At 63.8% G+C, this 19,856-nt stretch carries 17 protein-coding genes and 1 tRNA gene; 11 read left to right on the forward strand and 7 right to left on the reverse strand.

Features of this window, described 5'->3' with window-relative positions; translation table 11 throughout:
- Nucleotides 1–179: 179 nt before the first annotated feature.
- Nucleotides 180–1,007, forward strand: coding sequence for an HAD family hydrolase (locus tag AC1A0G_RS09860; protein ID WP_476529355.1), 828 nt, complete (start codon nucleotides 180–182; stop codon nucleotides 1,005–1,007).
- 41 nt (nucleotides 1,008–1,048) lie between these two features.
- A complete protein-coding gene (locus AC1A0G_RS09865; RefSeq protein ID WP_476529357.1) occupies nucleotides 1,049–1,732 on the forward strand; it encodes a ComF family protein in 684 nt (227 codons plus the stop codon).
- Between the two features lie 4 nt (nucleotides 1,733–1,736).
- Here the strand turns inward: AC1A0G_RS09865 and AC1A0G_RS09870 are convergent, their stop codons facing one another.
- From AC1A0G_RS09870 to glgB, 3 genes are all read right to left on the reverse strand, one after another.
- Complete coding sequence (locus AC1A0G_RS09870) at nucleotides 1,737–2,780, reverse strand: sensor histidine kinase (protein WP_476529431.1); 1,044 nt, start codon at nucleotides 2,778–2,780, stop codon at nucleotides 1,737–1,739.
- Between the two features lie 188 nt (nucleotides 2,781–2,968).
- Nucleotides 2,969–3,688 carry a response regulator transcription factor gene (locus AC1A0G_RS09875; RefSeq protein WP_476529359.1) on the reverse strand — a complete coding sequence of 240 codons (720 nt, stop codon included), beginning with the start codon at nucleotides 3,686–3,688 and terminating at the stop codon, nucleotides 2,969–2,971.
- Nucleotides 3,689–3,701: 13 nt separating this feature from the next.
- A complete protein-coding gene (glgB, locus tag AC1A0G_RS09880) occupies nucleotides 3,702–5,954 on the reverse strand; it encodes a 1,4-alpha-glucan branching protein GlgB (RefSeq protein WP_476529361.1) in 2,253 nt (750 codons plus the stop codon).
- Nucleotides 5,955–6,102: 148 nt separating this feature from the next.
- Here glgB and AC1A0G_RS09885 point away from each other — a divergent pair, with 148 nt between their 5' ends.
- Nucleotides 6,103–6,699, forward strand: a complete 597-nt coding sequence (locus AC1A0G_RS09885; protein ID WP_476529363.1) for a CarD family transcriptional regulator — start codon at nucleotides 6,103–6,105, stop codon at nucleotides 6,697–6,699.
- A gap of 163 nt (nucleotides 6,700–6,862) precedes the next feature.
- Entirely contained in the window at nucleotides 6,863–7,345 is a 483-nt protein-coding gene (ispF, locus tag AC1A0G_RS09890) for a 2-C-methyl-D-erythritol 2,4-cyclodiphosphate synthase (RefSeq protein WP_476529365.1), read from the forward strand.
- On the opposite strand, the gene AC1A0G_RS09895 is transcribed toward ispF, so the two are convergent.
- The 3 genes from AC1A0G_RS09895 to AC1A0G_RS09905 form a co-directional block, all read right to left on the reverse strand.
- Nucleotides 7,323–8,153, reverse strand: coding sequence for a metal ABC transporter permease (locus AC1A0G_RS09895; RefSeq protein ID WP_476529367.1), 831 nt, complete (start codon nucleotides 8,151–8,153; stop codon nucleotides 7,323–7,325). The two genes, ispF and AC1A0G_RS09895, sit on opposite strands and share 23 nt — an antisense overlap.
- Nucleotides 8,154–8,158: 5 nt before the next feature.
- Complete coding sequence (locus tag AC1A0G_RS09900) at nucleotides 8,159–9,085, reverse strand: ABC transporter ATP-binding protein (RefSeq protein ID WP_476529369.1); 927 nt, start codon at nucleotides 9,083–9,085, stop codon at nucleotides 8,159–8,161.
- A 145-nt stretch (nucleotides 9,086–9,230) separates the two neighbouring features.
- Nucleotides 9,231–10,409 carry a metal ABC transporter solute-binding protein, Zn/Mn family gene (locus AC1A0G_RS09905; protein ID WP_476529371.1) on the reverse strand — a complete coding sequence of 393 codons (1,179 nt, stop codon included), beginning with the start codon at nucleotides 10,407–10,409 and terminating at the stop codon, nucleotides 9,231–9,233.
- Between the two features lie 113 nt (nucleotides 10,410–10,522).
- Between AC1A0G_RS09905 and AC1A0G_RS09910 the strand changes: the two genes are divergently transcribed.
- The 6 genes from AC1A0G_RS09910 to pyk all read left to right on the forward strand — a co-directional run bounded on the left by AC1A0G_RS09910 (nucleotide 10,523) and on the right by pyk (nucleotide 18,848).
- The gene (locus tag AC1A0G_RS09910; protein ID WP_476529373.1) at nucleotides 10,523–11,404 is read left to right on the forward strand and encodes a bifunctional methylenetetrahydrofolate dehydrogenase/methenyltetrahydrofolate cyclohydrolase; all 882 of its coding nucleotides are present in this window, start codon (nucleotides 10,523–10,525) and stop codon (nucleotides 11,402–11,404) included.
- 382 nt (nucleotides 11,405–11,786) lie between these two features.
- Nucleotides 11,787–13,259: a 30S ribosomal protein S1 gene (gene rpsA, locus AC1A0G_RS09915; protein ID WP_152358590.1), complete on the forward strand. Its 1,473-nt coding sequence runs from the start codon at nucleotides 11,787–11,789 to the stop codon at nucleotides 13,257–13,259.
- Between the two features lie 150 nt (nucleotides 13,260–13,409).
- Entirely contained in the window at nucleotides 13,410–14,057 is a 648-nt protein-coding gene (gene coaE, locus AC1A0G_RS09920) for a dephospho-CoA kinase (RefSeq protein ID WP_476529374.1), read from the forward strand.
- The gene (gene uvrB / locus AC1A0G_RS09925; protein WP_476529376.1) at nucleotides 14,057–16,168 is read left to right on the forward strand and encodes an excinuclease ABC subunit UvrB; all 2,112 of its coding nucleotides are present in this window, start codon (nucleotides 14,057–14,059) and stop codon (nucleotides 16,166–16,168) included. Before coaE ends, uvrB begins: the two co-directional genes overlap by 1 nt.
- Nucleotides 16,169–16,200: 32 nt before the next feature.
- Entirely contained in the window at nucleotides 16,201–17,193 is a 993-nt protein-coding gene (locus AC1A0G_RS09930; protein ID WP_476529377.1) for a TerC family protein, read from the forward strand.
- A gap of 212 nt (nucleotides 17,194–17,405) precedes the next feature.
- On the forward strand, nucleotides 17,406–18,848 hold the full coding sequence (pyk, locus tag AC1A0G_RS09935) for a pyruvate kinase (RefSeq protein WP_476529378.1): 1,443 nt from the start codon (nucleotides 17,406–17,408) through the stop codon (nucleotides 18,846–18,848).
- A gap of 138 nt (nucleotides 18,849–18,986) precedes the next feature.
- Here the strand turns inward: pyk and AC1A0G_RS09940 are convergent, their stop codons facing one another.
- Nucleotides 18,987–19,589 (reverse strand): NUDIX domain-containing protein, encoded by a 603-nt coding sequence (locus AC1A0G_RS09940; RefSeq protein ID WP_476529380.1) that lies wholly within the window; start codon nucleotides 19,587–19,589, stop codon nucleotides 18,987–18,989.
- 182 nt (nucleotides 19,590–19,771) lie between these two features.
- Between AC1A0G_RS09940 and AC1A0G_RS09945 the strand changes: the two genes are divergently transcribed.
- A tRNA-Leu gene (locus AC1A0G_RS09945) sits at nucleotides 19,772–19,845 on the forward strand.
- Nucleotides 19,846–19,856 lie beyond the last annotated feature (11 nt).

The following is a 19,856-nucleotide window of genomic DNA, read 5'->3' on the forward strand; positions in this document are numbered from 1 at the left end:
CATGCTGATCCTGTCTTCCATAAGACAAGCCAAACAGGACCGATACCGTTCGCGCTCATTCCCGATGAGGCACCACCACACCCTACGCGCTCAAAAAACGTGAGGCACGTCGGCATTGCGTTCGGCGGGAAGCCGTGCGTTAGGATACTGTCAACGGGTTTCGTCAACGGGAAAGGCGGATGGTCATGGCGGTCGTACATGCGTGGAACGACGTTGATTACGGCGAACTGGCCGGCGACATGCAGGCGATCGCCTTCGATCTTGACAATACGCTCGCCTCGTCGAAGCAGCCGATGATCCCCGATATGGCGGACCGGTTCTCCGCGCTCACCGAGCGCATCACGGTCGCGGTCATCACCGGCGGCCGCTACGAACTGGTCGTCAGCCAGATTCTCGACGTGCTGCGGCCGGATGCCGACCGTTCCCGGCTGTATCTGATGCCGACCGGCGGGTCACGCTGCTACCGGTGGAAGGACGGCGATTGCAGCGTGGGAATCGACGGATCGTGGGAGTGCGTGTACACGCATGATCTGAGCGACGTCGATCTGCGTGCCGCCCAGGAGTCGCTGGAACGCCGCTCGCGTGAACTGGGACTGTGGGAATCGCAGGTCTGGGGCGAACGCATCGAGAACCGCGGCAGCCAGATCACCTTCTCCGCGCTCGGCCAGGAGGCACCCGAATCAGCCAAACAGGCATGGGACCCCGACGAGGGCAAGAAACGCCGTCTGGTCGCGGCGGTCGCCGCCGACCTGCCGCATCTCAAGGTGCGTTCCGGCGGCTACACGAGCATCGACGTATCGCTGCCCGGCATGGACAAGTCATTCGCGGTGCATGAGCTGGCCCGGATGATCGGCGTGGATGTGGGCCGCATCGCGTTCGTCGGGGACCGCATGAGCGAGGGCGGCAACGACTATCCCGCGGCGCAGGCGGGCGCGTATGCCATCAGCGTCGCCAATCCGGCGGATACGCTGCGATTGCTGGACCGGCTGCTGCCGTTGCTGCCGTAACAGACTGGCGGGTGACGGAACGGCATGATGCGGGTACTGGTATGACGGGCGTGCGGGCGATATTGGCTGCGATGCGGGAGCTGATGCTTCTGATCCTGCCACGCGGCTGCGCAGGATGCGACGCTCCCGACGAGGTGCTGTGCCCGTCCTGCCGTACGTTGTTCTCGCAGACGGTGCGACGTTCGGTACCGGGAACGGCTGATGGGAGGGGATACGCCTGCGCCCGGTACCGTGGCGTGGTCCGGCATGCGATTCTGTCATGGAAGGACCACGGTGACGCGGAATGTGACGAAGCGTTCGCCGTCGCATTGGCCGATCTGCTGGTGCGCATCGGTGCAGTGAGCGCGGGCGAGCCGGTGACGCTGGTGCCGGCTCCGTCGTCGCGATCGTCGATGATCCGTCGCGGACGATGGCATATGCGCGATCTGGCCGTGCGCACGGCACGCGTGCTGGCACGACGGGAATTCGCCGCATCGGTGATGCCTGTGCTGCGTACCGCACGCGTATCGTCGAAATCCGTGGAAGCGGCCAATGCCGCGCAGCGCAGCGCCAGAATATCCGGCAACATCGTGGTGTCGGATATTCCGCGGTGCCGTGGCAGACGGGTCGTCATCGTGGACGACATCATGACGACCGGCGCCACGATGCGCCAATGCGTGCTGGCACTGACCGATGCCGGTGCGAGGGTGGACACCGTGGTCGCGCTGGCATCGGTGGATAAGTGAGCGGTTACGCCTTCTTGGCGGTCCCCGCTGTTCCTGATGATCCCGATGTCGAAAGATGATGCTTCGGCAGACGGACCTCGAAATCGACTCCGCGTTCGTCATCCACCACGCGGACCGTGCCGCCGTGCAGCTGCGCGGCCCATCGGGCGATCGACAGTCCCAGTCCGGTGCCGCCGGACTCCGTGCCCGGCCCCGGCTTGCCCTTGACGAACCTGCGGAAGATGTCCGCGCGTTCCGCGGGCGGGATCTGCGAACCGAAATTGACCACGTTAGTCACGATCATGTCGTGGTCGGCGTCCTCATGCGCTTCGACCAGCACCGTCGTGCCGTCGGGGGAGTGCTTGAGCGCATTGGCGATGATGTTCGTGAACAGCTGGCGCAGACGGTCCTGATCGCCTTCCATGTACACGTGATCATCCACGTTCATCACGATGTCGTGCGCGTGGCCGGCGTCGGCGATCTCCAGCGGCTCGATCGTCTCGTCAAGGAAATCGTGCAGGTTGAACTCGTCGATGTTCAGGCTCGCCGCGCCCGCCTCCATGCGTGACAGGTCGAGCAGGAACGCGATGAGATCGCTCAGACGGTGCGTCTGGTTGAGGATGCTTTCCAGATTGGCCGGAGACGGTTCGGTCACGCCGTCCGCCATGTTCTCGACCATCGCCTGCAACGCCGAGACCGGCGTGCGCAGTTCGTGACTGACGTTGGCGATCATGTCGAGGCGCATCTGGTCGGCGTGCTGCAGCTCTTCAGCCATTTCGTTGAATGCGCGAGCCAGACGGCCGATCTCGTCGCTGCTGTCGGTGGCCAGATGCACGCGCACCGTGTAGTCGCCTTCGGCCATCGCGTTCGCGGCGTCGCGCATCTGCCGTAGCGGGGCGATCAGGCCGCGCGAAAAGAAGTAGGTGATGCCCAGCGCCACGACCAAGGTCAGCGGCATGGCGATCCAGCCGTTCCATCCGAATTTGAGCAACAGCCACGACATGCCGAACGCGATCGCCGTGGCGCTGGTGATGATGACGCTTAGCTCCACCTTCAGCGAGGACAACATGCCGATCGGGCGCACGATGCTGCCCCGCGCATGGGATTTGGGAAGACCGGCCTTGCCGCCGGCGCCGTCGAGACGCGTTGGAGCGGACTTTGGCTTGCCGGGCATGGCCAAAGCGGCCTTCGGGGACGATGCCGTTCCCGAAGGCCGCTTCCTGATACGCTGATGTACCAATCGATGCTCCTACGATGTCACTCGGTCGGCGGCTCGAACGCGTAGCCCACGCCGTGCACGGTGCGGATCGTCTCCGAACCGAGCTTGTGGCGCAGCGCCTTGACGTGCGAGTCGACGGTACGGGTGCCGGACGCGTCGACCCAATCCCACACCTCCTCGAGGAGCTTCTCGCGGGTGAGCACCGAGCGCGGCTTGCGGGCGAGCGTGGCCAGCAGGTCGAACTCGGTGGGGGTCAGATGCACCTGCTCGCCGTTCATCGTCACGATGCGCTGCGCCGGATCGATCACCAAGGACCCGAAATCGAGGATCTTCTCGTTCTCGGAGTTCTTGGCGATGACCTTCGCACGCTCCACGCGGCGCAGCAGCGCCTTGCATCGGGCGATGAGCTCGCGCATGGAGAACGGCTTGGTCATGTAGTCGTCCGCTCCGGCGCCCAATCCGATGACCTTGTCGCTTTCGTCGTCGCGGGCGGTCAGGATCAGCACGGGAACCGGTCGGTCGGCCACGATGCGTTTGGTGGCCTCCAAGCCGTCCATCACCGGCAACATGATGTCCATGATGACCAGATCGGGCTTGAGCTGCTTGGCGGCCTGAACGGCGCTCGCGCCGTCCGAGGCCACCCGAGCAGTCCATCCTTCAGCCGTGATCCGTTGCGCGACGGCGGTGGCGAGGGTGGGTTCATCCTCGACCACCAGCACCGTGCGCGGCATCGTGGTCCGTGTCGGGGTATTGAGCATGGGGAACCGCCTTTCAGTCTGTCGGTTCCAAGAATACCGCTCCCAACGCCGGAATCGTGAGTCGGGCCGACCAATCGCGGGAGTGGTACTCCTCGGGCTCGGCCTCGAACGTGCCGTTATGGATGTCGGAGCCGCCGTACTTGGCGTCGTCGGTGGTGAGCACCTCACGCCACTTGCCGCCCTGCGGCAGCGCGACCTGATAGTTCTCCCACGCCTCGCCGGAGAAGTTGACGACCACGACCATCTGCTCGCCGTTCTTGCCGATGCGCACGAAGCTCAGCGTGTTGTGGTCGGCGTCGTCGCTGGTGAGCCACTGGAAGCCGGCCGGGTCGAAGTCCTGGCTCCACAGGGCTGGGGACGCCTTGTACAGCTTGTTGAGATCGGCCACGAGCTTCTGCACGCCGCGGTGGTCGGCCCAGTCGAGCGCCGCCCAGTCGACGGAGCTGTCGTGGTCCCACTCGCCCCACTGCGCGATCTCGTTGCCCATGAACGTGAGGTTCTTGCCCGGATGCGCCCACTGGTACGCGAAGAGCGAACGCACGCCGGCGTACTTCTGCCAGTCGTCGCCCGGCATCTTGCCGTACAGCGATCCCTTGCCGTACACGACCTCGTCGTGGCTGATCGGCAGCACGTAGTGCTCGGAGTACGCGTAGACCATCGAGAACGTGATCTCGCCGTGGTGCCACTTGCGGTTGATCGGCGTCTCGTGCAGGTACTGGAGCGTGTCGTGCATCCAGCCCATGTTCCACTTGAGGCCGAAGCCGAGGCCGCCTTCGTCGGTCGGGGCGGTGATGCCCGGGTATGCGGTGGACTCCTCGGCGATCATCATCACGCCGGGGTTGTTCTTGTACGCGGTGGCGTTGGCCTCCTTGAGGAAGTCGATCGCCTCGAGGTTCTCGCGGCCGCCGTAGATGTTCGGGCGCCACTGGCCGGGCTGGCGGCTGTAGTCGAGGTAGAGCATCGAGGAGACGGCGTCCACGCGCAGCGCGTCGATGTGGTACTCGTCAAGCCAGAAGCTCGCGTTGGCCACGAGGAAGTTGCGCACCTCGCGGCGGCCGAAGTTGAACACGTAGGTGCCCCAGTCCGGGTGCTCGCCGCGCAGCGGGTCCGGGTCCTCGTACAGCGGCGTGCCGTCGAAGCGGCCGAGCGCGAACGCGTCCTTCGGGAAGTGGGCCGGAACCCAGTCCATGATCACGCCGATGCCGGCCTGATGCAGCTTGTCGACCAGGTACTTGAAGTCGTCGGGGCCGCCGAGACGGGAGTCGACCGCATAGTAGCCGGTGACCTGATAGCCCCACGAGCCGGAGAACGGGTGCTCGGCCAGCGGCATGAACTCCACGTGAGTGAAGCCCTCCTGCTCGACGTACGGCACCAGCTTGTCGGCCAGCTCGCGGTAGTTGGCGACGTCCTTGCGCCAGCTGCCGGCGTGCACCTCGTAGATGCTGACCGGGCCGTCGTGCGGGTTCGTCTTGCGGCGCTTGTCCATCCACGCCTTGTCGTCCCACTCGTGGTCCGAATCTACGACGATCGAACCGGTCGCCGGCGGGATCTCGTGGGAACGCTCCATCGGGTCGGCCTTCATGACCCAGTCGTAGTTGGCGTTGAGGATCTCGTACTTGTAGACCTCTCCGGCCTCGACGCCCGGGATGAACAGCTCCCACACGCCCGAGGAGCCAAGCTCGCGCATCGCGTGGCGGCGGCCGTCCCAGCCGTTGAAGTTGCCGACGACGCGCACGGCGTGGGCGTTCGGTGCCCACACGGCGAACGCGGTGCCGACCAGCTGGCCCGGCTTGCCGTCCGAGGCGCCCATCGGATCGTCGAAGCGGCGCACATGCGCGCCCAGCGCCTCCCACAGACGCTCGTGGCGGCCCTCGCCGAACAGATACGTGTCCATGTCGCCGACGGTCGGCAGGTAACGGTACGGATCGTCCTCCACGACGCTTTCGCCCAAGCCGTACACGGTGCGCACGCGGTAGTCCGGCACCGCGTAGCCGTCATCCGTCTTCTCGGCGGGGACGATCGCGACGAACACGCCGTTGTGCTCGTGCAGGGCCTCATAGGAGCCGTGTTCGGTGAGGATGGTCACGGCCTTGGCGAGCGGTCGCAGTACGCGCACGGTCACCGTGTCCGCATGGTCGCCCTTGCCCGGATGCCCGCCGAGCACCTGGTGGGGGTTGTAGAAGGTGGCGTTGCTGACCGCGTCCAGGTCTCCCTGGCTCACGGGCACAGCAACGATATCGTCGTTGATGTTCGTGTGTGTAGCCATACTTCAGAAGTGTAAGACGACACCGCCGAAAAGTGGGCATTGTGGTGTGTCGTACCGGTTCGACGGCGAGTCGTGTTGCCGTTTGCGGCGCGGTCCACGGCATATGACATACTTATTCGGGTTTGTTATAGGCTTTCACGGAGGATTCATGGCTTACAAGGTCGGCGATATGGTTGTCTATCCGCGGCACGGCGCGGCGAAGGTGGAGGCCATTACCGAGCGGACAGTGAAGGGTGTGACGAGGGAATATCTTCAGCTGTCCGTGCTGTCTTCCGATGGTCTGGTCATCAACGTGCCGGTGGACAACGCCAAGAAGGTCGGCGTGCGCGACATCGTCGATGCCAACGAGGTGGCGAAGGTGTTCGAGATCCTGCGCACCCCGATCGTCGAGAAGGAAATGAACTGGTCGCGTCGCTACAAGCTGAACGTGGAGAAGATCGCGACCGGCGACGTCAACAAGATCGCCGAGGTCGTGCGCGACCTCGCCCAGCGCGACGTGGACGATCACGGCCTGTCCGCCGGCGAGAAGCGCATGCTCACCAAGGCCCGCAGCATTCTGACGTCCGAGATCGCGCTGAGCGAGAACCTGGACGACGAGGACGCGCAGCGTTTGCTCGACGTCAATCTGGGCTATGCCGAGCCGCAGCCCGGCGACGAGAAGCACCATACGGTCGCGCCCGAGGAGCCGGCGTCTCAGACGCTGGCCCGCATCGAGGCCGAAGGCAAGAAGTCCAAGCGCAAGTAAACGAGGTCGTGTGACGCTTCGTTTTACGTAAATGGATGCAGGGCGGTTCGGATATCATGTGATTGGTATCCGAACCGCCCTTCTTGTTTTCTGACGACCGGATATTCACCGGTCGCCGGGCGGGGTGCGATCGGACCGTTGGATGAGGTGAAAGGACCCGACCATGCTGATAGGACAGGGATTCGACGCGCACCGATTCACCGCCCCCGGCTCCGACCGGCCGTTGTGGCTTGCCGGTCTGCTGTGGGACGGCGTCGGCATCGAAGGCGATTCGGACGGCGACGTGGCCGCGCACGCCCTGATCGATGCGCTGCTGTCCGCGGCCCATCTGGGCGATATCGGCACGCTGTTCGGCGTCGGCGCGCAATCCTCCGGGGCCGGACGGCACGGCGCCGACATGCTGCGCGAAACCGTCGCCTATCTGCGCTCGCACGGATTCCAACCCGACAGCGCCAGCGTCGCATTGGTCGGCAACCGTCCGAAAATCGGCCCGCGCCGAGCCGAAGCCGAACAGGCGCTGTCCGCAGCGGTCGGCTGTCAGGTCTCCCTGACCGCCACCACCACCGACGGCATGGGCTTCACCGGCCACGGCGAAGGCGTCGCCGCCATCGCCGTGGCGCTGGTCAGTGCCTGCGGCGAGCGCTGACCAGTTTGGCGAGCGCCCAGAAGAGGGTGGACAGGGTCACGATGATGAAGCTCGGGGGAGCGGGGAACATCGCGGCCAACACCAGACCTCCCCAGATCGACACGAGGCACAGCGCGCTCGCCAGCACCATCGCGCGCAGCGGGGAGCCGGCGAGGATGTTCGCGGTCGCAGCCGGCGTGATCACCAGCGCGAAGATCAGCAGCGTGCCCACGGCCGGCACGGCTATCGTGATCACTCCGGCCATGATCGCCATGAACGCGACGTTCATCGCGCCGATCGGCACGCCCTTGGCCTGGGCGACCTGCTCATCCACCGAGCTGAACAGCAGCGGCCGATAGATCACGGCCAATACCGCCAGCAGCAGTACGTCGAAGATCGCGAAGCCGACGATTTGACCGTCGGTGATCGTCAGGATCGAGCCGAACAGAATGGACTGCATCTGCTGGGACGCCGAACTGGACAGACGCGCGAAAAACAGGCCCAGGCCGGTGGCGAACGCGAGCACCGTACCGGTCGCGATCTCACGCTGCGAGGCGCGTTTGCCGAGCGCGCCGATCACCAGCGCGCCGCCGAGCGCGAAGACGCCGAGGCCGAGCGAGACGGGAAGTCCCAGCAACACCGCGCCGGTCGCGCCCGGCAGGCCGATGTGGGCGAGCGCGTGCGCGGCGAACGTGGACTGTCGCGCGATCGTGAAGTAGCCCATCACGCCGGCCGCGACCGCGATGCACAGTCCGGCGAGGAACGCGTTCGTCATGAACGGCGCGGTGAGCGTATACATCCAATCCGGGTCGAATGAGAAATCGATCATCGTACCTAGCCTCTTTTCGTCTTTGCTGCAGTCGGCGAATCGGTTGTGCACGCCGCAGAACCGGGATGCGCATGATGATGGAATTCGGCCACCTCGGCCGGGTTATGCGTGTCCGGAACCGTGTCGGGCCTCTCGTCGGCGCTGGGCGTAACGAACATGTCGCCCTGCGGCGTGGTGATGACCTGCACCTGCGTGCCGTACAGGTGCGTGAGCAGCGACGAATCGAGCACCTGGTTCATCGCGGCGTAATGCGGGTGGCCGTCGAGCAGGTAGATCGCTCCGGTGAGGATCGGCAGCAGCATGTTGAGGTCGTGCGCGACGACCTGGATCGTCATGCCGAGTTCCTGATTGAGCCGGGCGAGCACGTGCACGACGGAGCGCTGGCTGGCCAGATCGAGGTTGGCGAGCGGTTCGTCGAGCATGAGCAGCTTCGGATCGGAGACGAGCGCCTGCGCGATGGCGACGCGCTGGCGCAGGCCGCCGGACAGTTCGGACAGCCGCAGATGTGCCTTGTCGGCGATACCGGTGAACGTCATGGCCTCGCGCACCTTGGCCTTCTGCGCCTTGGTGACGAAATGGATGCCGAATCGTGTGCCGGTCAGTCCCAGCAGCACCGACTGTTCGGCGGTCAGATTCGAGTCGATGTCGGACGTGTAGCTTTGCGGCACATAGCCGATCTGCCTGTTCGCCGATCCGGCCGGACGTCCGAGAATCTCGATCGAGCCGGCGGCCAGCGGCAGCAGTCCCAGCTCGGCCTTCATCATCGTGGTTTTGCCGGTGCCGTTCGTGCCGACGATCGCGGTGACCGATCCGGTGGGGATGGAGAAGGTGCCGTGCTGCCAGATCGTGCGTCCTCCGCGCACGACCGCCGCGTCCTGGAACACGATGGCGTCCCCGTGCGCATCGTGTCCGTTGATGATGTCGTTCGTCATGATTCCGTCGTTTCCGTATGTCTTGCCGTATGCGGCTTACCGGAACGGATTATGACAAATGACGTTGACAATCATTCTCAATAACAACGAATGCGGCGGCGTGACCGCGATGATGTTGCGAAAACCGTGTCGTCGGAACCGTGATTTACTTGCCCGGGTCAGGCTGGGTGTCGTCCGATGACGTGTCGGCGTTGCCGGAATCGGACTTGGCATCGTCGGACGAATCGGACGACGATGATGACGGAGCCTTGCAGGATGCCGTGCCGGATGTGGACGACGAATCATCGTCCGTCTGATCGCTTGCATCGCTCTTGCCGTCGGACGATTCGTCCTTGTTCTTGTCGGCATCGCCGGTGCCGTCCGTATCCGCATCGCCGGTGCCGTCATCCGTCGTGCAGACCGTCAGCAGACCGGTGATGCCGTCGACCAGCGAGTCGATCCAATCGGTCAGGTCCTTCTTGTCTTCGGGCATCTGTTCGCTGACGTCGAAGACCGGGATATCGGAGCGGCCGGCGGTGCCGGTGATCATGTTGGTCGCGTCGGATGCCTCCTGCGTGTTGTTGACCAGCAGATCGACGTCCTTGTCCTCAAGCAGCTTCTGGAACTCCTGCAGGTCGGCCGGAGCGGCCTCGCCCTCCGCGGCGGCCGATGCGGCGTAGCCCTGCGGCGTCTTGTCGGTGAAGCCCATGTCGCTCATCAGATAGTAGGCCACGGATTCGGTCGCCGCATACGTGGCGTCCTTATGGGCGGCGGCGAACTCGTCCATCTTCTGTTCGACGGACTGCTCCTCCTCCTGCCATGCCTTGTACCGCTTAGTAAAATCGGCCTTCTTGCTCGGCAGCGCCTTCGAGAACGCGTTCACCAGCTCCTTGGCCATGCCGCTGCGGGCGTCCTTCGAGAACCACAGATGCGGGTTGTCGCCCTCCATCGCGCCCACGATCTGCGCGGCCGACACGGTCACCGTCTTCCGTCCGACGCTCTTCGACGCCCACGAGTCGTAGCCGGCGCCGTTGACCACCACGATCTGCGCCTTCGAGATCTTGGCCACGTCGGCGGTCTTCGGCTCGAAATCATGCGCGTCGACGCTCGTGGAACTCAGGATCGACGTGACGTTCACGTCGTCGCCGCCGATCTGCTTGGCGAGCGAACCCCACTGGTTGATCGACGAGATCACCTCGATCGGGCCGCTGGGCTCCTCCTGAGCAGGCGTCTGCGGTTCGGCTTGCGGATCGGACGTCGTGCCGCAGCCGCCGGTCACGGACATCAGCGCGACGGCGAGCAGCCCCGCGACCGCCTTCACTACACGGGATCCACGAATGTCCATATTGATCAGCCTCTCCGTCAAGTTGTCCGAATACCGCAGCGAACGCCGTCGATGACTTCAATCCACGATAGCCTAACGCTAAGGCAATGCAACCCGACACAGGAGGCAGACTCATGGCCATCAGACTCGACGGCAAGCAGACGGCGGCGGACATCAAGCACAATCTGGCCGAGCGTGTGTCGCGGCTGAAGGAACGCGGCATCGAACCCGGACTCGGCACGCTGCTGGTCGGACAGGACGCCGGCTCGGTCAAATATGTCGCCGGCAAGCACGCCGACTGCGCCGAGATTGGCGTGCGCTCCATCAAGCACGAGCTGCCGGCTGACGCGAGCTTCGACGACATCGCTGCGGTCGTGCGCGAGATGAACGACGATCCGACGTGCACGGGCTACATCGTTCAGCTGCCGCTGCCCAAAGGCATCGACGAGAACGCGATCATCGATCTGATCGACCCGGCCAAGGACGCGGACGGCATGCACCCGTACAACCTCGGCGAACTCGTGCTGCACGTGCGCGGCGAGATCACGACCCCGCTGCCGTGCACCCCGCGCGGCGTGATCGACCTGCTTGGCGCCTACGACATCGACCTCAACGGCAAGGAGGTGTGCGTGCTCGGCCGCGGCATCACCATCGGCCGCACGATCGGCCTCATGCTCACGCGCCGCGCCGTCAACGCGACGGTCACGCTGTGCCACACCGGCACGCGCGACGTGGCCGACCACATGCGCCGCGCCGATGTGATCGTCGCCGCGATGGGCTCGGCCGGATTCGTCAAGCCGGACATGATCAAGGACGGCGCGATCCTGCTCGACGTCGGAGTCTCGCGCGTCTTCGACGAGGAGGCCGGACGCTGGCGCGTCAAGGGCGACGTGGACAAGGCCTGCTACGACAAGGCGTACGCCTACTCGCCGAACCCGGGCGGCGTCGGCCCCATGACCCGCGCCATGCTCCTCGCCAACGTCGTCGAAATGGCCGAACGCCAGCTTTCGCTGTAGTTTTGCCGCAGTAATTGTGTTCCAGCGGTAGCCGCGCGGGACTGGGATGTTCTATTCTCGACACGCTCCGGGGCGCTCGCCCAAGTCTGACGGTCGCGAACAGAACATCCCAGTCCCGCGCTCGGTAACGTGGGCATGTTGCGTAACGCAAACGCGAGGTAAGTTCCGCGAAACGTAACGGTTGTGTACAAGAGAGCGTGGGGCGGCAACGCTGGAACTGCGGCAACGTTGGGACCAGGGGCATGCGGAGAAAGCGGGCGCGACACGCCCGAAATATATGGGCAGGGCTACAGGTATTGTTGAGACTTGCGTGTGCGCCAGTATGCGCGAAATAACTGAAGAACGATATTATCCATCTACTAGTTATTAAGAAACCACATTAATGGCAGAGAACAATAACGAAGTCGCCAAGGTCGCCATCAACGACATCGGCACCGAAGAGGACTTCATCAAGGCAGTCGATTCCACCATCAAGAACTTCGATGATGGTGATCTGGTCGAGGGTACCGTCGTCAAGGTCGATCGTGACGAGGTCCTGGTCGACATCGGCTACAAGACCGAGGGTGTGATCCCCTCCCGCGAACTTTCCATCAAGAAGGATGTCGATCCGGACGAGGTCGTCGAGGTCGGCGATCCGATCGAGGCTCTTGTCGTCACCAAGGAAGACAAGGAAGGCCGTCTGATCCTGTCCAAGAAGCGTGCCCAGTACGAGCGCGCCTGGGGCGACATCGAGAAGATCAAGGAAGCTGACGGCGTTGTTGAGGGCACCGTCATCGAAGCCGTCAAGGGCGGCCTCATCGTGGACATCGGCCTGCGCGGCTTCCTGCCGGCGTCGCTGGTCGAAATGCGCCGCGTCCGTGATCTCTCCCCGTACATCGGCCAGAAGATCAAGGCCAAGATCCTGGAGCTCGACAAGAACCGCAACAACGTGGTCCTGTCCCGTCGCCAGTACCTCGAGGAGACCCAGTCCGAAGTGCGCGAGACCTTCCTCTCGCAGCTCAAGAAGGGCCAGATCCGTGAGGGTGTCGTCTCCTCCATCGTCAACTTCGGCGCGTTCGTCGATCTCGGTGGCGTTGACGGCCTGATCCACGTCTCCGAGCTGTCCTGGAAGCACATCGACCACCCGTCCGAGGTCGTCAAGGTCGGCGACAAGGTCACCGTCGAGGTCCTCGACGTCGATCTGGACCGCGAGCGCATCTCCCTGTCGCTCAAGGCCACCCAGGAGGACCCGTGGCAGCGCTTCGCTCGCACCCACGTCCCCGGCCAGATCGTCAAGGGCAAGGTCACCAAGATCGTCCAGTTCGGCGTGTTCATCTCCGTCGAGGACGGCATCGAGGGCCTGGTGCACATCTCCGAGCTCGCGAACCGTCACGTCGAGAACCCGGAGACCGTCGTCAAGCCGGGCGAAGAGGTGTTCGTCAAGGTGATCGACGTCGATCTCGATCGTCGCCGCATCTCCCTGTCCCTCAAGCAGGCCAACGACTCCGTCGACCCGAACTCCGAGGACTTCGATCCGGCGCTGTACGGCATGCCGGCCGAGTACGACGAGGAAGGCAACTACAAGTATCCGGAAGGCTTCGACCCAAACACCAACGAGTGGATCGCCGGCTACGAGAAGCAGCGCGAGGAGTGGGAGGCCCAGTACGCGGCCGCCCACGACCTGTGGGAGCAGCACAAGGCGTTCGTCGCCAAGGAGCTGGAGAACGCCGCCGCTTCGGCCGCCGAAGATGGTCAGGCTCCGAAGGAGGAGAAGGTCGAGGAGACCTCCAACTACTCTTCCGAGTCCACCTCCACCGGTACCCTCGCCGATTCCGATCAGCTCGCCGCCCTGCGCGACCAGCTGCTCGGCAAGTGAGCGTCGCCTGAACGAGAAGAAGTGATTCAGTACTGATCCATCGGTCTGAATGAGGAAGCCCGATCCCCGTGTGGGGTCGGGCTTCTCGCGTATGCAGCCATGGTTCACGGCTGCGGTGTCGGCTTGTCCCGCGTTACCATGTGAGACGTGATGGTGAGGATCGGACTGACCGGCGGAATCGCTGCCGGCAAGAGCACGGTGGCGCGGCGGTTGCGCGAGCTTGGCGCGGCGGTGATCGACTATGACGCGTTGGCTCGGCTGGTCGTGGCTCCCGGAGGTGAGGGACTGCGCAGGATCGTCGACGAATTCGGTTCCGACGCGTTGACTGCCGGCGGCGAACTGAATCGTGCGTGGATGGCCGAGCATGTGTTCGGCGTGAACGCGTCGGCCGGTGCCCGGGAACGTTTGGACGCGATCGAGCATCCGATGATCTACGACGAAGCGACGAGATTGGAGCATGACGCGATCGTGACGCTCAATCATGGCGATGGCAATGGCGACGGGACGTTGGTTGTCGTGCATGATGTGCCGCTGCTGGCCGAGGTGATCGATTCGATCCCGTTCCGGTTCGACCATATCGTGACGGTCGAGGCTCCGGTCGAGGTGCGCATCGCGCGCATGATGGGGGAGCGGGGCATGAGCCGCGAGCAGGCCGAAGGCCGCATCCGGCATCAGAGCGATGAGGCGACACGCCGTGGGATCGCCGATATCGTCGTCGATTCGACCCAACCTATAGAACAAATGTTCGATGTTGTTGATAGGCTGTATGCAGATTGGAACAGCCGGAAGGAGCAGTGATGGGCTTCAACATCGAACGATCGAACAAGCCGTTCGTCGTCAAGTCGCCGTACAAGCCGTCCGGAGACCAGCCGCAGGCCATCGAGGAACTGGCCACGCGCATCGAGAACGGCGAGAACGACGTTGTGCTCATGGGTGCGACCGGCACCGGCAAGACCGCGACGACCGCATGGCTGATCGAACGGTTGCAGCGGCCGACGCTCATCATCGAACCGAACAAGACGCTGGCCGCGCAGCTGTGCGCCGAGTTCCGCGAACTTATGCCGGACAACGCGGTGAGCTACTTCGTGAGCTACTACGACTACTACCAGCCCGAAGCGTATATCCCGCAGACCGACACCTACATCGAGAAGGACTCGAACATCAACGACGACGTGGAACGTCTGCGCCACGCCGCCACCGCGAACCTCTTGACCCGGCGCGACTGCGTGGTCGTCGCCACCGTGTCCTGCATCTACGGACTCGGCACGCCGGAGGAATACGCCGGGCGCATGTTGTTCCTTAAGGAAGGTCAGGAGATCAACCGCGACGACCTGCTGCGCCAGTTCGTCGCCATGCAGTACAAGCGCAACGACATCGCGTTCACGCGCGGCACGTTCCGCGTGCGCGGCGACACCGTCGAGATCATCCCCGTCTATGAGGAGCTGGCCATCCGCATCGAGTTCTTCGGCGACGAGATCGACCGCATCTCCACGCTGCATCCGCTGACCGGCGACGTGATCGACCATGAGAGCGAAGTGCACATCTTCCCGGCCTCGCACTACGTGGCCGGTCCGGAACGCATGGAACGCGCGCTCAAGACCATCCAGCAGGAACTGGACGAGCGCACCGCCCAATTGCGCAAACAGGGCAAGGAGCTGGAGGCGCAGCGGCTCACCATGCGCACCACCTACGATCTCGAGATGCTTGCGCAGGTGGGCGTGTGCTCTGGCGTGGAGAACTATTCGCGGCATTTCGACGGCCGCGCGCCCGGCACGCCGCCGCACACGCTGCTCGACTTCTTCCCCGACGACTTCCTGCTCGTCATCGACGAATCGCATGTGACCGTCCCGCAGATCGGCGCGATGTACGAGGGCGATGCCTCGCGCAAGCGCACGCTCGTGGACTTCGGGTTCCGTCTGCCGTCGGCGATGGACAACCGACCGCTCAAATGGCCGGAGTTTCTCGAACGCGTCGGCCAGACCGTCTACCTGTCCGCCACGCCAGGCGACTATGAGCTGGGGCTTTCCGATGGCGTGGTCGAACAGATCATCCGACCGACGGGACTTTTGGACCCGAAGGTCGAGGTGCGACCTACCAAGGGGCAGATCGACGACCTGCTCGCCGAGATCAAGGACCGTGTGGCCAAGAACGAGCGCGCGCTCGTGACGACCCTGACCAAGAAGATGGCCGAGGATCTGACCGACTATCTGCTCGAACGGGGCATCAAGGTCGAATACCTGCATTCCGACGTGGACACGCTGCGCCGCGTCGAACTGCTGCGCGAACTGCGCGAAGGCAAGATCGACGTGATCGTCGGTATCAACCTGCTGCGCGAGGGCCTTGATCTGCCGGAGGTGTCGCTGGTCGCGATCCTCGACGCCGACAAGGAAGGCTTCCTGCGCTCGTACCGTTCGCTCATCCAGACGATCGGCCGCGCCGCGCGAAACGTGTCCGGAACGGTCATCATGTACGCCGACGAGACGACCGATGCGATGCACAAGGCCATCGACGAGACCGAACGCCGCCGCGCCAAGCAGATCGCGTACAACAAGGAACATCACATCGACCCGAAGCCGCTGATCAAGAAGATCAGCGACGTCAACGACATGCTCGCCAAGGAGGACGTCGACACCCAGACCCTGCTGGCCGGTGGATATCGCAACGCCGGCAAGGCCGGCAACACGCATCTTGGCGTGCCGACGCTCGACAAGGACGAGGCCGACAAGCGGCATGAGGAGATCCTCAAGGCCGGGCTGCCGGCGCAGGACCTCGCCGACCTGATCCGCCAGCTGAGCGAACAGATGCACACCGCCGCCGAACAGCTCCAGTTCGAGCTTGCCGCCCGCCTACGCGACGAAATCCGCGATCTCAAAAAGGAATTACGTGGAATGACCGAGGCAAGTAAGTAGTAGCGTCAGCGCCTGTTCATATGCTGGGAGTCATGTCTGAAACCCCTGTAGTGTTTATGGTCGCCACGTTCGTGGTGCTTGCGGCGTTCTTCGTCGTGGATCTGTTCGTCATCGGACGCAAACCGCACGTGCCGTCCACCAAGGAGTGCCTGCAGCACATCGCGTTCTTCGTGGTCGCCGCCCTGATCTTCGGCGGCATCATGTGGGCCGTAGCCGGCTCCAAACCGGCCATCGAATTCTATTCCGGCTGGCTTACCGAATATTCGCTGAGCATCGACAACCTGTTCGTGTTCGTCATCATCATGTCGAACTTCGCCGTGCCGAAGGTGCTGCAGAAGTACGTGCTGTCGGTCGGCATCACCGTCGCGCTGATCCTGCGCGGCATCTTCATCCTCATCGGCGCCGCGCTGATCGAACGGTTCACCTGGATTTTCTTCCTGTTCGGCGCGTTCCTCATCGTCACCGCGCTCAAGCTGGTCACCGGCAATGACGACGACGAGGAATACCACGAGAACGGCATCATCAAGGCCCTGCGCAAGGTCATGAAGATCTCCGACGAATACGACGGCGAAAAGCTGCGCACCGAAAAGAACGGCGTCAAGTACTTCACCCCGATGCTCGTCGTGTTCCTCGCCATCGGCACCACCGACGTCATGTTCGCGTTCGACTCGATCCCCGCGATCTTCGGCCTGACCAAGGACCCGTTCATCGTGTTCACGTCCAACGTGTTCGCCCTGCTCGGCCTGCAGCAGCTCTACTTCCTGCTCGGCGCCCTGCTCGACAAGCTCGTCTACCTGCCGCTCGGCCTGTCCATCGTGCTCGGCTTCATCGGCATCAAGCTCATCATGGAGGCGCTGCACGGCAATTCGTTGCCGTTCCTCAACGGAGGACAGCCCATCGCCTGGGTGCCCGAAGTGCCCACATGGCTGTCGCTCGCGGTCATCATCCTGGCGATCGGCGGCGCCGCGCTCGCCAGCGTGCTCAAGATGAAGTCGCTGGAAACCGCGGACGCCAAGAACGCGTGATGAACCGTCGTTGAACAGTGCGAAACCCGTTGCATGAACCGTTGTCATGCAACGGGTTTTGCATTATCGGGCAGCCTTGCGCTACAATGATGTGAGCGCTCACAACACACCGCGGAAAACAGTGGCCGTGTTCGTCGTGTGCTAGTAGACTGAACCTCGGCAGTCGGGCCATCCCGGGTCCGGCAAAACAAGATAGGAATAGGCAGGCATTCATGCGTAAAGCCAAGATCGTTGACACCATCGGTCCCGCGACCGAATCCCTTGAGGGCATTACCAAGCTCGTCGAGGCGGGTATGGACGTCGCTCGTCTGAACCGCTCCCACGGCACCCCGGAGGATCACCTGCGCGTCTACAACAACGTGCGCGAGGCTTCCAAGGCCACTGGTCGCAACGTTGCCGCGCTGGTCGACCTTCAGGGTCCGAAGATCCGCTGCGGTTGGTTCAAGAAGAACGCCGAGGGCGAGGACAAGGTCCAGCTCCAGCTTGGCCAGGAGTTCATCATCACCACCGATGACGTCGAGGGCGACGAGCACATCACCTCCACCACCTTCAAGGGTCTGCCGGGCGACTGCCACCCGGGCGACCCGATCCTGATCGACGACGGCAAGGTCCGTCTCGAGGTCACCAAGGTCGAGGGCAACAACGTGTACACCAAGGTCGTCGTGGCCGGTCCGGTGTCCTCCCACAAGGGCATCAACCTGCCGGGCGTCGCCGTCTCCCTGCCGGCGCTGACCGAGAAGGACGAGGCCGATCTGCGTTGGGCCATCCGCACCGGCGCTGACATCATCGCCATGTCCTTCGTGCGCTTCGCGACCGATATCGATCGCGCCCACGAGATCATGGACGAGGAAGGCCGTCGCATCCCGATCGTCGCCAAGATCGAGAAGCCGCAGGCCCTCGAGAACCTCGAGGAGATCGTCAAGACCTTCGACGGTGTCATGGCCGCCCGTGGCGACATGGCCGTCGAGTGCCCGCTCGAAGAGGTCCCGCTGGCCACCAAGCGCATCATCGAGCTGGCCCGCCAGTACGCCAAGCCGGTCATCGTGGCCACCGAGGTCCTCGGCTCCATGGTCCACTCCCCGGTGCCGTCCCGCGCCGAGGCGTCCGATTGCGCCAACGCCGTCCTCGACGGCGCCGACGCGACCATGACCTCCAACGAGACCGCCGTCGGCGAGTACCCGACCGAGACCGTCGCCACCATGTCCCGCATCTCCGGCTTCGCCACCGAGCACGGCTTCGACCGCATCCCGGAGCTGAAGAACCTCGACATGTCCTCCACCGGCGCCGTCTCCTCCGCCGCCGTCGACCTGGCCGACAAGCTCAACGCCAAGGCCATCGTCGCCTACACCCAGACCGGCAACACCGTGCACCGCGTCTCCCGCGAGCGTCCGGCCGCCCCGATCTACGGCATCACCAACAACGAGCACACCTACCACTGGCTCGCGCTGTCCTGGGGCACCGAGGCGTTCTACGTCCCGGAGGACTACCACGACAAGTCCCGCAAGGACCTCATGGCCTACACCGACTCCATCCTCAAGAAGGCCGGCAAGGTTTCCGACGGCGACAAGATCGTCGTGCTGAGCTCCGCCCAGGGCGAGCACGCCGCCGGCTCCACCGACACCATCTACGTGCACACCGTCGGCAACGCCGAGTGAGCGTAACGGTATCGCGATAGCGACTCTCGCATAGAGCACAAAAGGAACCCCATCCCAATCGGATGGGGTTCCTTTTGTATGTTCGTCGGCGGCGGAACGCCTACGCGCGACGTATCGGGCCGCCGACCGCGCTTCGGGTCACTGGCCGAGGTTATGGCCCGGCACGGCGTACAGGCGCAGGATCGCGATGATCGTCTTCGCGTCCACGATCGTGCCGTTCACCACCATCTGGTACGCCTCGTCCAACGTGTACAGGCGTACGTCGGGGCGAGGGGTCTCCGGGCCGAAGCTGGAGCGGTCGACCGGCGTCAGATGAGAGGCGAAGAACAGCGCTGTGTGATAGGTGGCGAAGCTCGCCATGTTGAGGAACCGCGAGAACTGCACATAGCTGGTCGCCGTGTAACCGGCCTCCTCGTGCAGCTTTCGCTTGGCGACGTCGAGCGCGGTCTCCTTCGGGTCCGCGGCGTGGCCGCCGGGAAGCTCCAGCGTCCAGCGATGGGTGGGGATGCGGTACTGTTCGACCAGCGGGATGCGGCCGTCGTCCGTCATGGCCAGCACCGCGACGCCGTCGCCGTTGTTGCCCTGCAGCACGAACCGGTCGAACTGTCCGGCCTTCGGCGTGGACAGCGACACCTGATCGACGTTGAAGTAATGCGTGGCGACGATCTGCTTGCGCGACTCCTCCTTGACCGGCGACGTGCGCCACGGATCGAACTGACGATAGGTCTGCGAATCGTTCATGACTACCTCCTTGTATGGCATTTGAACTACCTCTAAGGCATATTGTATGGCATTAATCGCGGTTTGCATGATTGCGCCGGCAACGAATCGCCGCACGCGGCATGTGATTCGCGCCACGCTGAACCACATTGCGACTCGCCGCAGTCGTAAACCTGTGCTATTCTTCCGTAGGTGCGCATAACGCCCTCGTATCCCAATTGGTAGAGGAAGCAGCCTCAAAATCTGCGCAGTGTGGGTTCGAGTCCCACCGAGGGCACGCGATTTGAG

Source organism: Bifidobacterium sp. LH_230 (genome assembly GCF_056357555.1).

Excerpts from the sequence above, each read along its gene's own strand:
- AC1A0G_RS09885 (WP_476529363.1), top strand. The coding sequence starts at position 6,103 with ATGGCTTACAAGGTCGGCGATATGGTTGTCTATCCGCGGCACGGCGCG.
- AC1A0G_RS09895 (WP_476529367.1), bottom strand. The coding sequence starts at position 8,153 with ATGATCGATTTCTCATTCGACCCGGATTGGATGTATACGCTCACCGCG.
- coaE (WP_476529374.1), top strand. The coding sequence starts at position 13,410 with ATGGTGAGGATCGGACTGACCGGCGGAATCGCTGCCGGCAAGAGCACG.
- AC1A0G_RS09940 (WP_476529380.1), bottom strand. The coding sequence starts at position 19,589 with ATGAACGATTCGCAGACCTATCGTCAGTTCGATCCGTGGCGCACGTCG.
- AC1A0G_RS09910 (WP_476529373.1), top strand. The coding sequence starts at position 10,523 with ATGGCCATCAGACTCGACGGCAAGCAGACGGCGGCGGACATCAAGCAC.
- glgB (WP_476529361.1), bottom strand. The coding sequence starts at position 5,954 with ATGGCTACACACACGAACATCAACGACGATATCGTTGCTGTGCCCGTG.
- rpsA (WP_152358590.1), top strand. The coding sequence starts at position 11,787 with ATGGCAGAGAACAATAACGAAGTCGCCAAGGTCGCCATCAACGACATC.
- pyk (WP_476529378.1), top strand. The coding sequence starts at position 17,406 with ATGCGTAAAGCCAAGATCGTTGACACCATCGGTCCCGCGACCGAATCC.
- uvrB (WP_476529376.1), top strand. The coding sequence starts at position 14,057 with ATGGGCTTCAACATCGAACGATCGAACAAGCCGTTCGTCGTCAAGTCG.
- ispF (WP_476529365.1), top strand. The coding sequence starts at position 6,863 with ATGCTGATAGGACAGGGATTCGACGCGCACCGATTCACCGCCCCCGGC.
- AC1A0G_RS09875 (WP_476529359.1), bottom strand. The coding sequence starts at position 3,688 with ATGCTCAATACCCCGACACGGACCACGATGCCGCGCACGGTGCTGGTG.
- AC1A0G_RS09905 (WP_476529371.1), bottom strand. The coding sequence starts at position 10,409 with ATGGACATTCGTGGATCCCGTGTAGTGAAGGCGGTCGCGGGGCTGCTC.
- AC1A0G_RS09860 (WP_476529355.1), top strand. The coding sequence starts at position 180 with ATGGTCATGGCGGTCGTACATGCGTGGAACGACGTTGATTACGGCGAA.
- AC1A0G_RS09865 (WP_476529357.1), top strand. The coding sequence starts at position 1,049 with ATGACGGGCGTGCGGGCGATATTGGCTGCGATGCGGGAGCTGATGCTT.
- AC1A0G_RS09870 (WP_476529431.1), bottom strand. The coding sequence starts at position 2,780 with ATGTTGTCCTCGCTGAAGGTGGAGCTAAGCGTCATCATCACCAGCGCC.
- AC1A0G_RS09930 (WP_476529377.1), top strand. The coding sequence starts at position 16,201 with ATGTCTGAAACCCCTGTAGTGTTTATGGTCGCCACGTTCGTGGTGCTT.
- AC1A0G_RS09900 (WP_476529369.1), bottom strand. The coding sequence starts at position 9,085 with ATGACGAACGACATCATCAACGGACACGATGCGCACGGGGACGCCATC.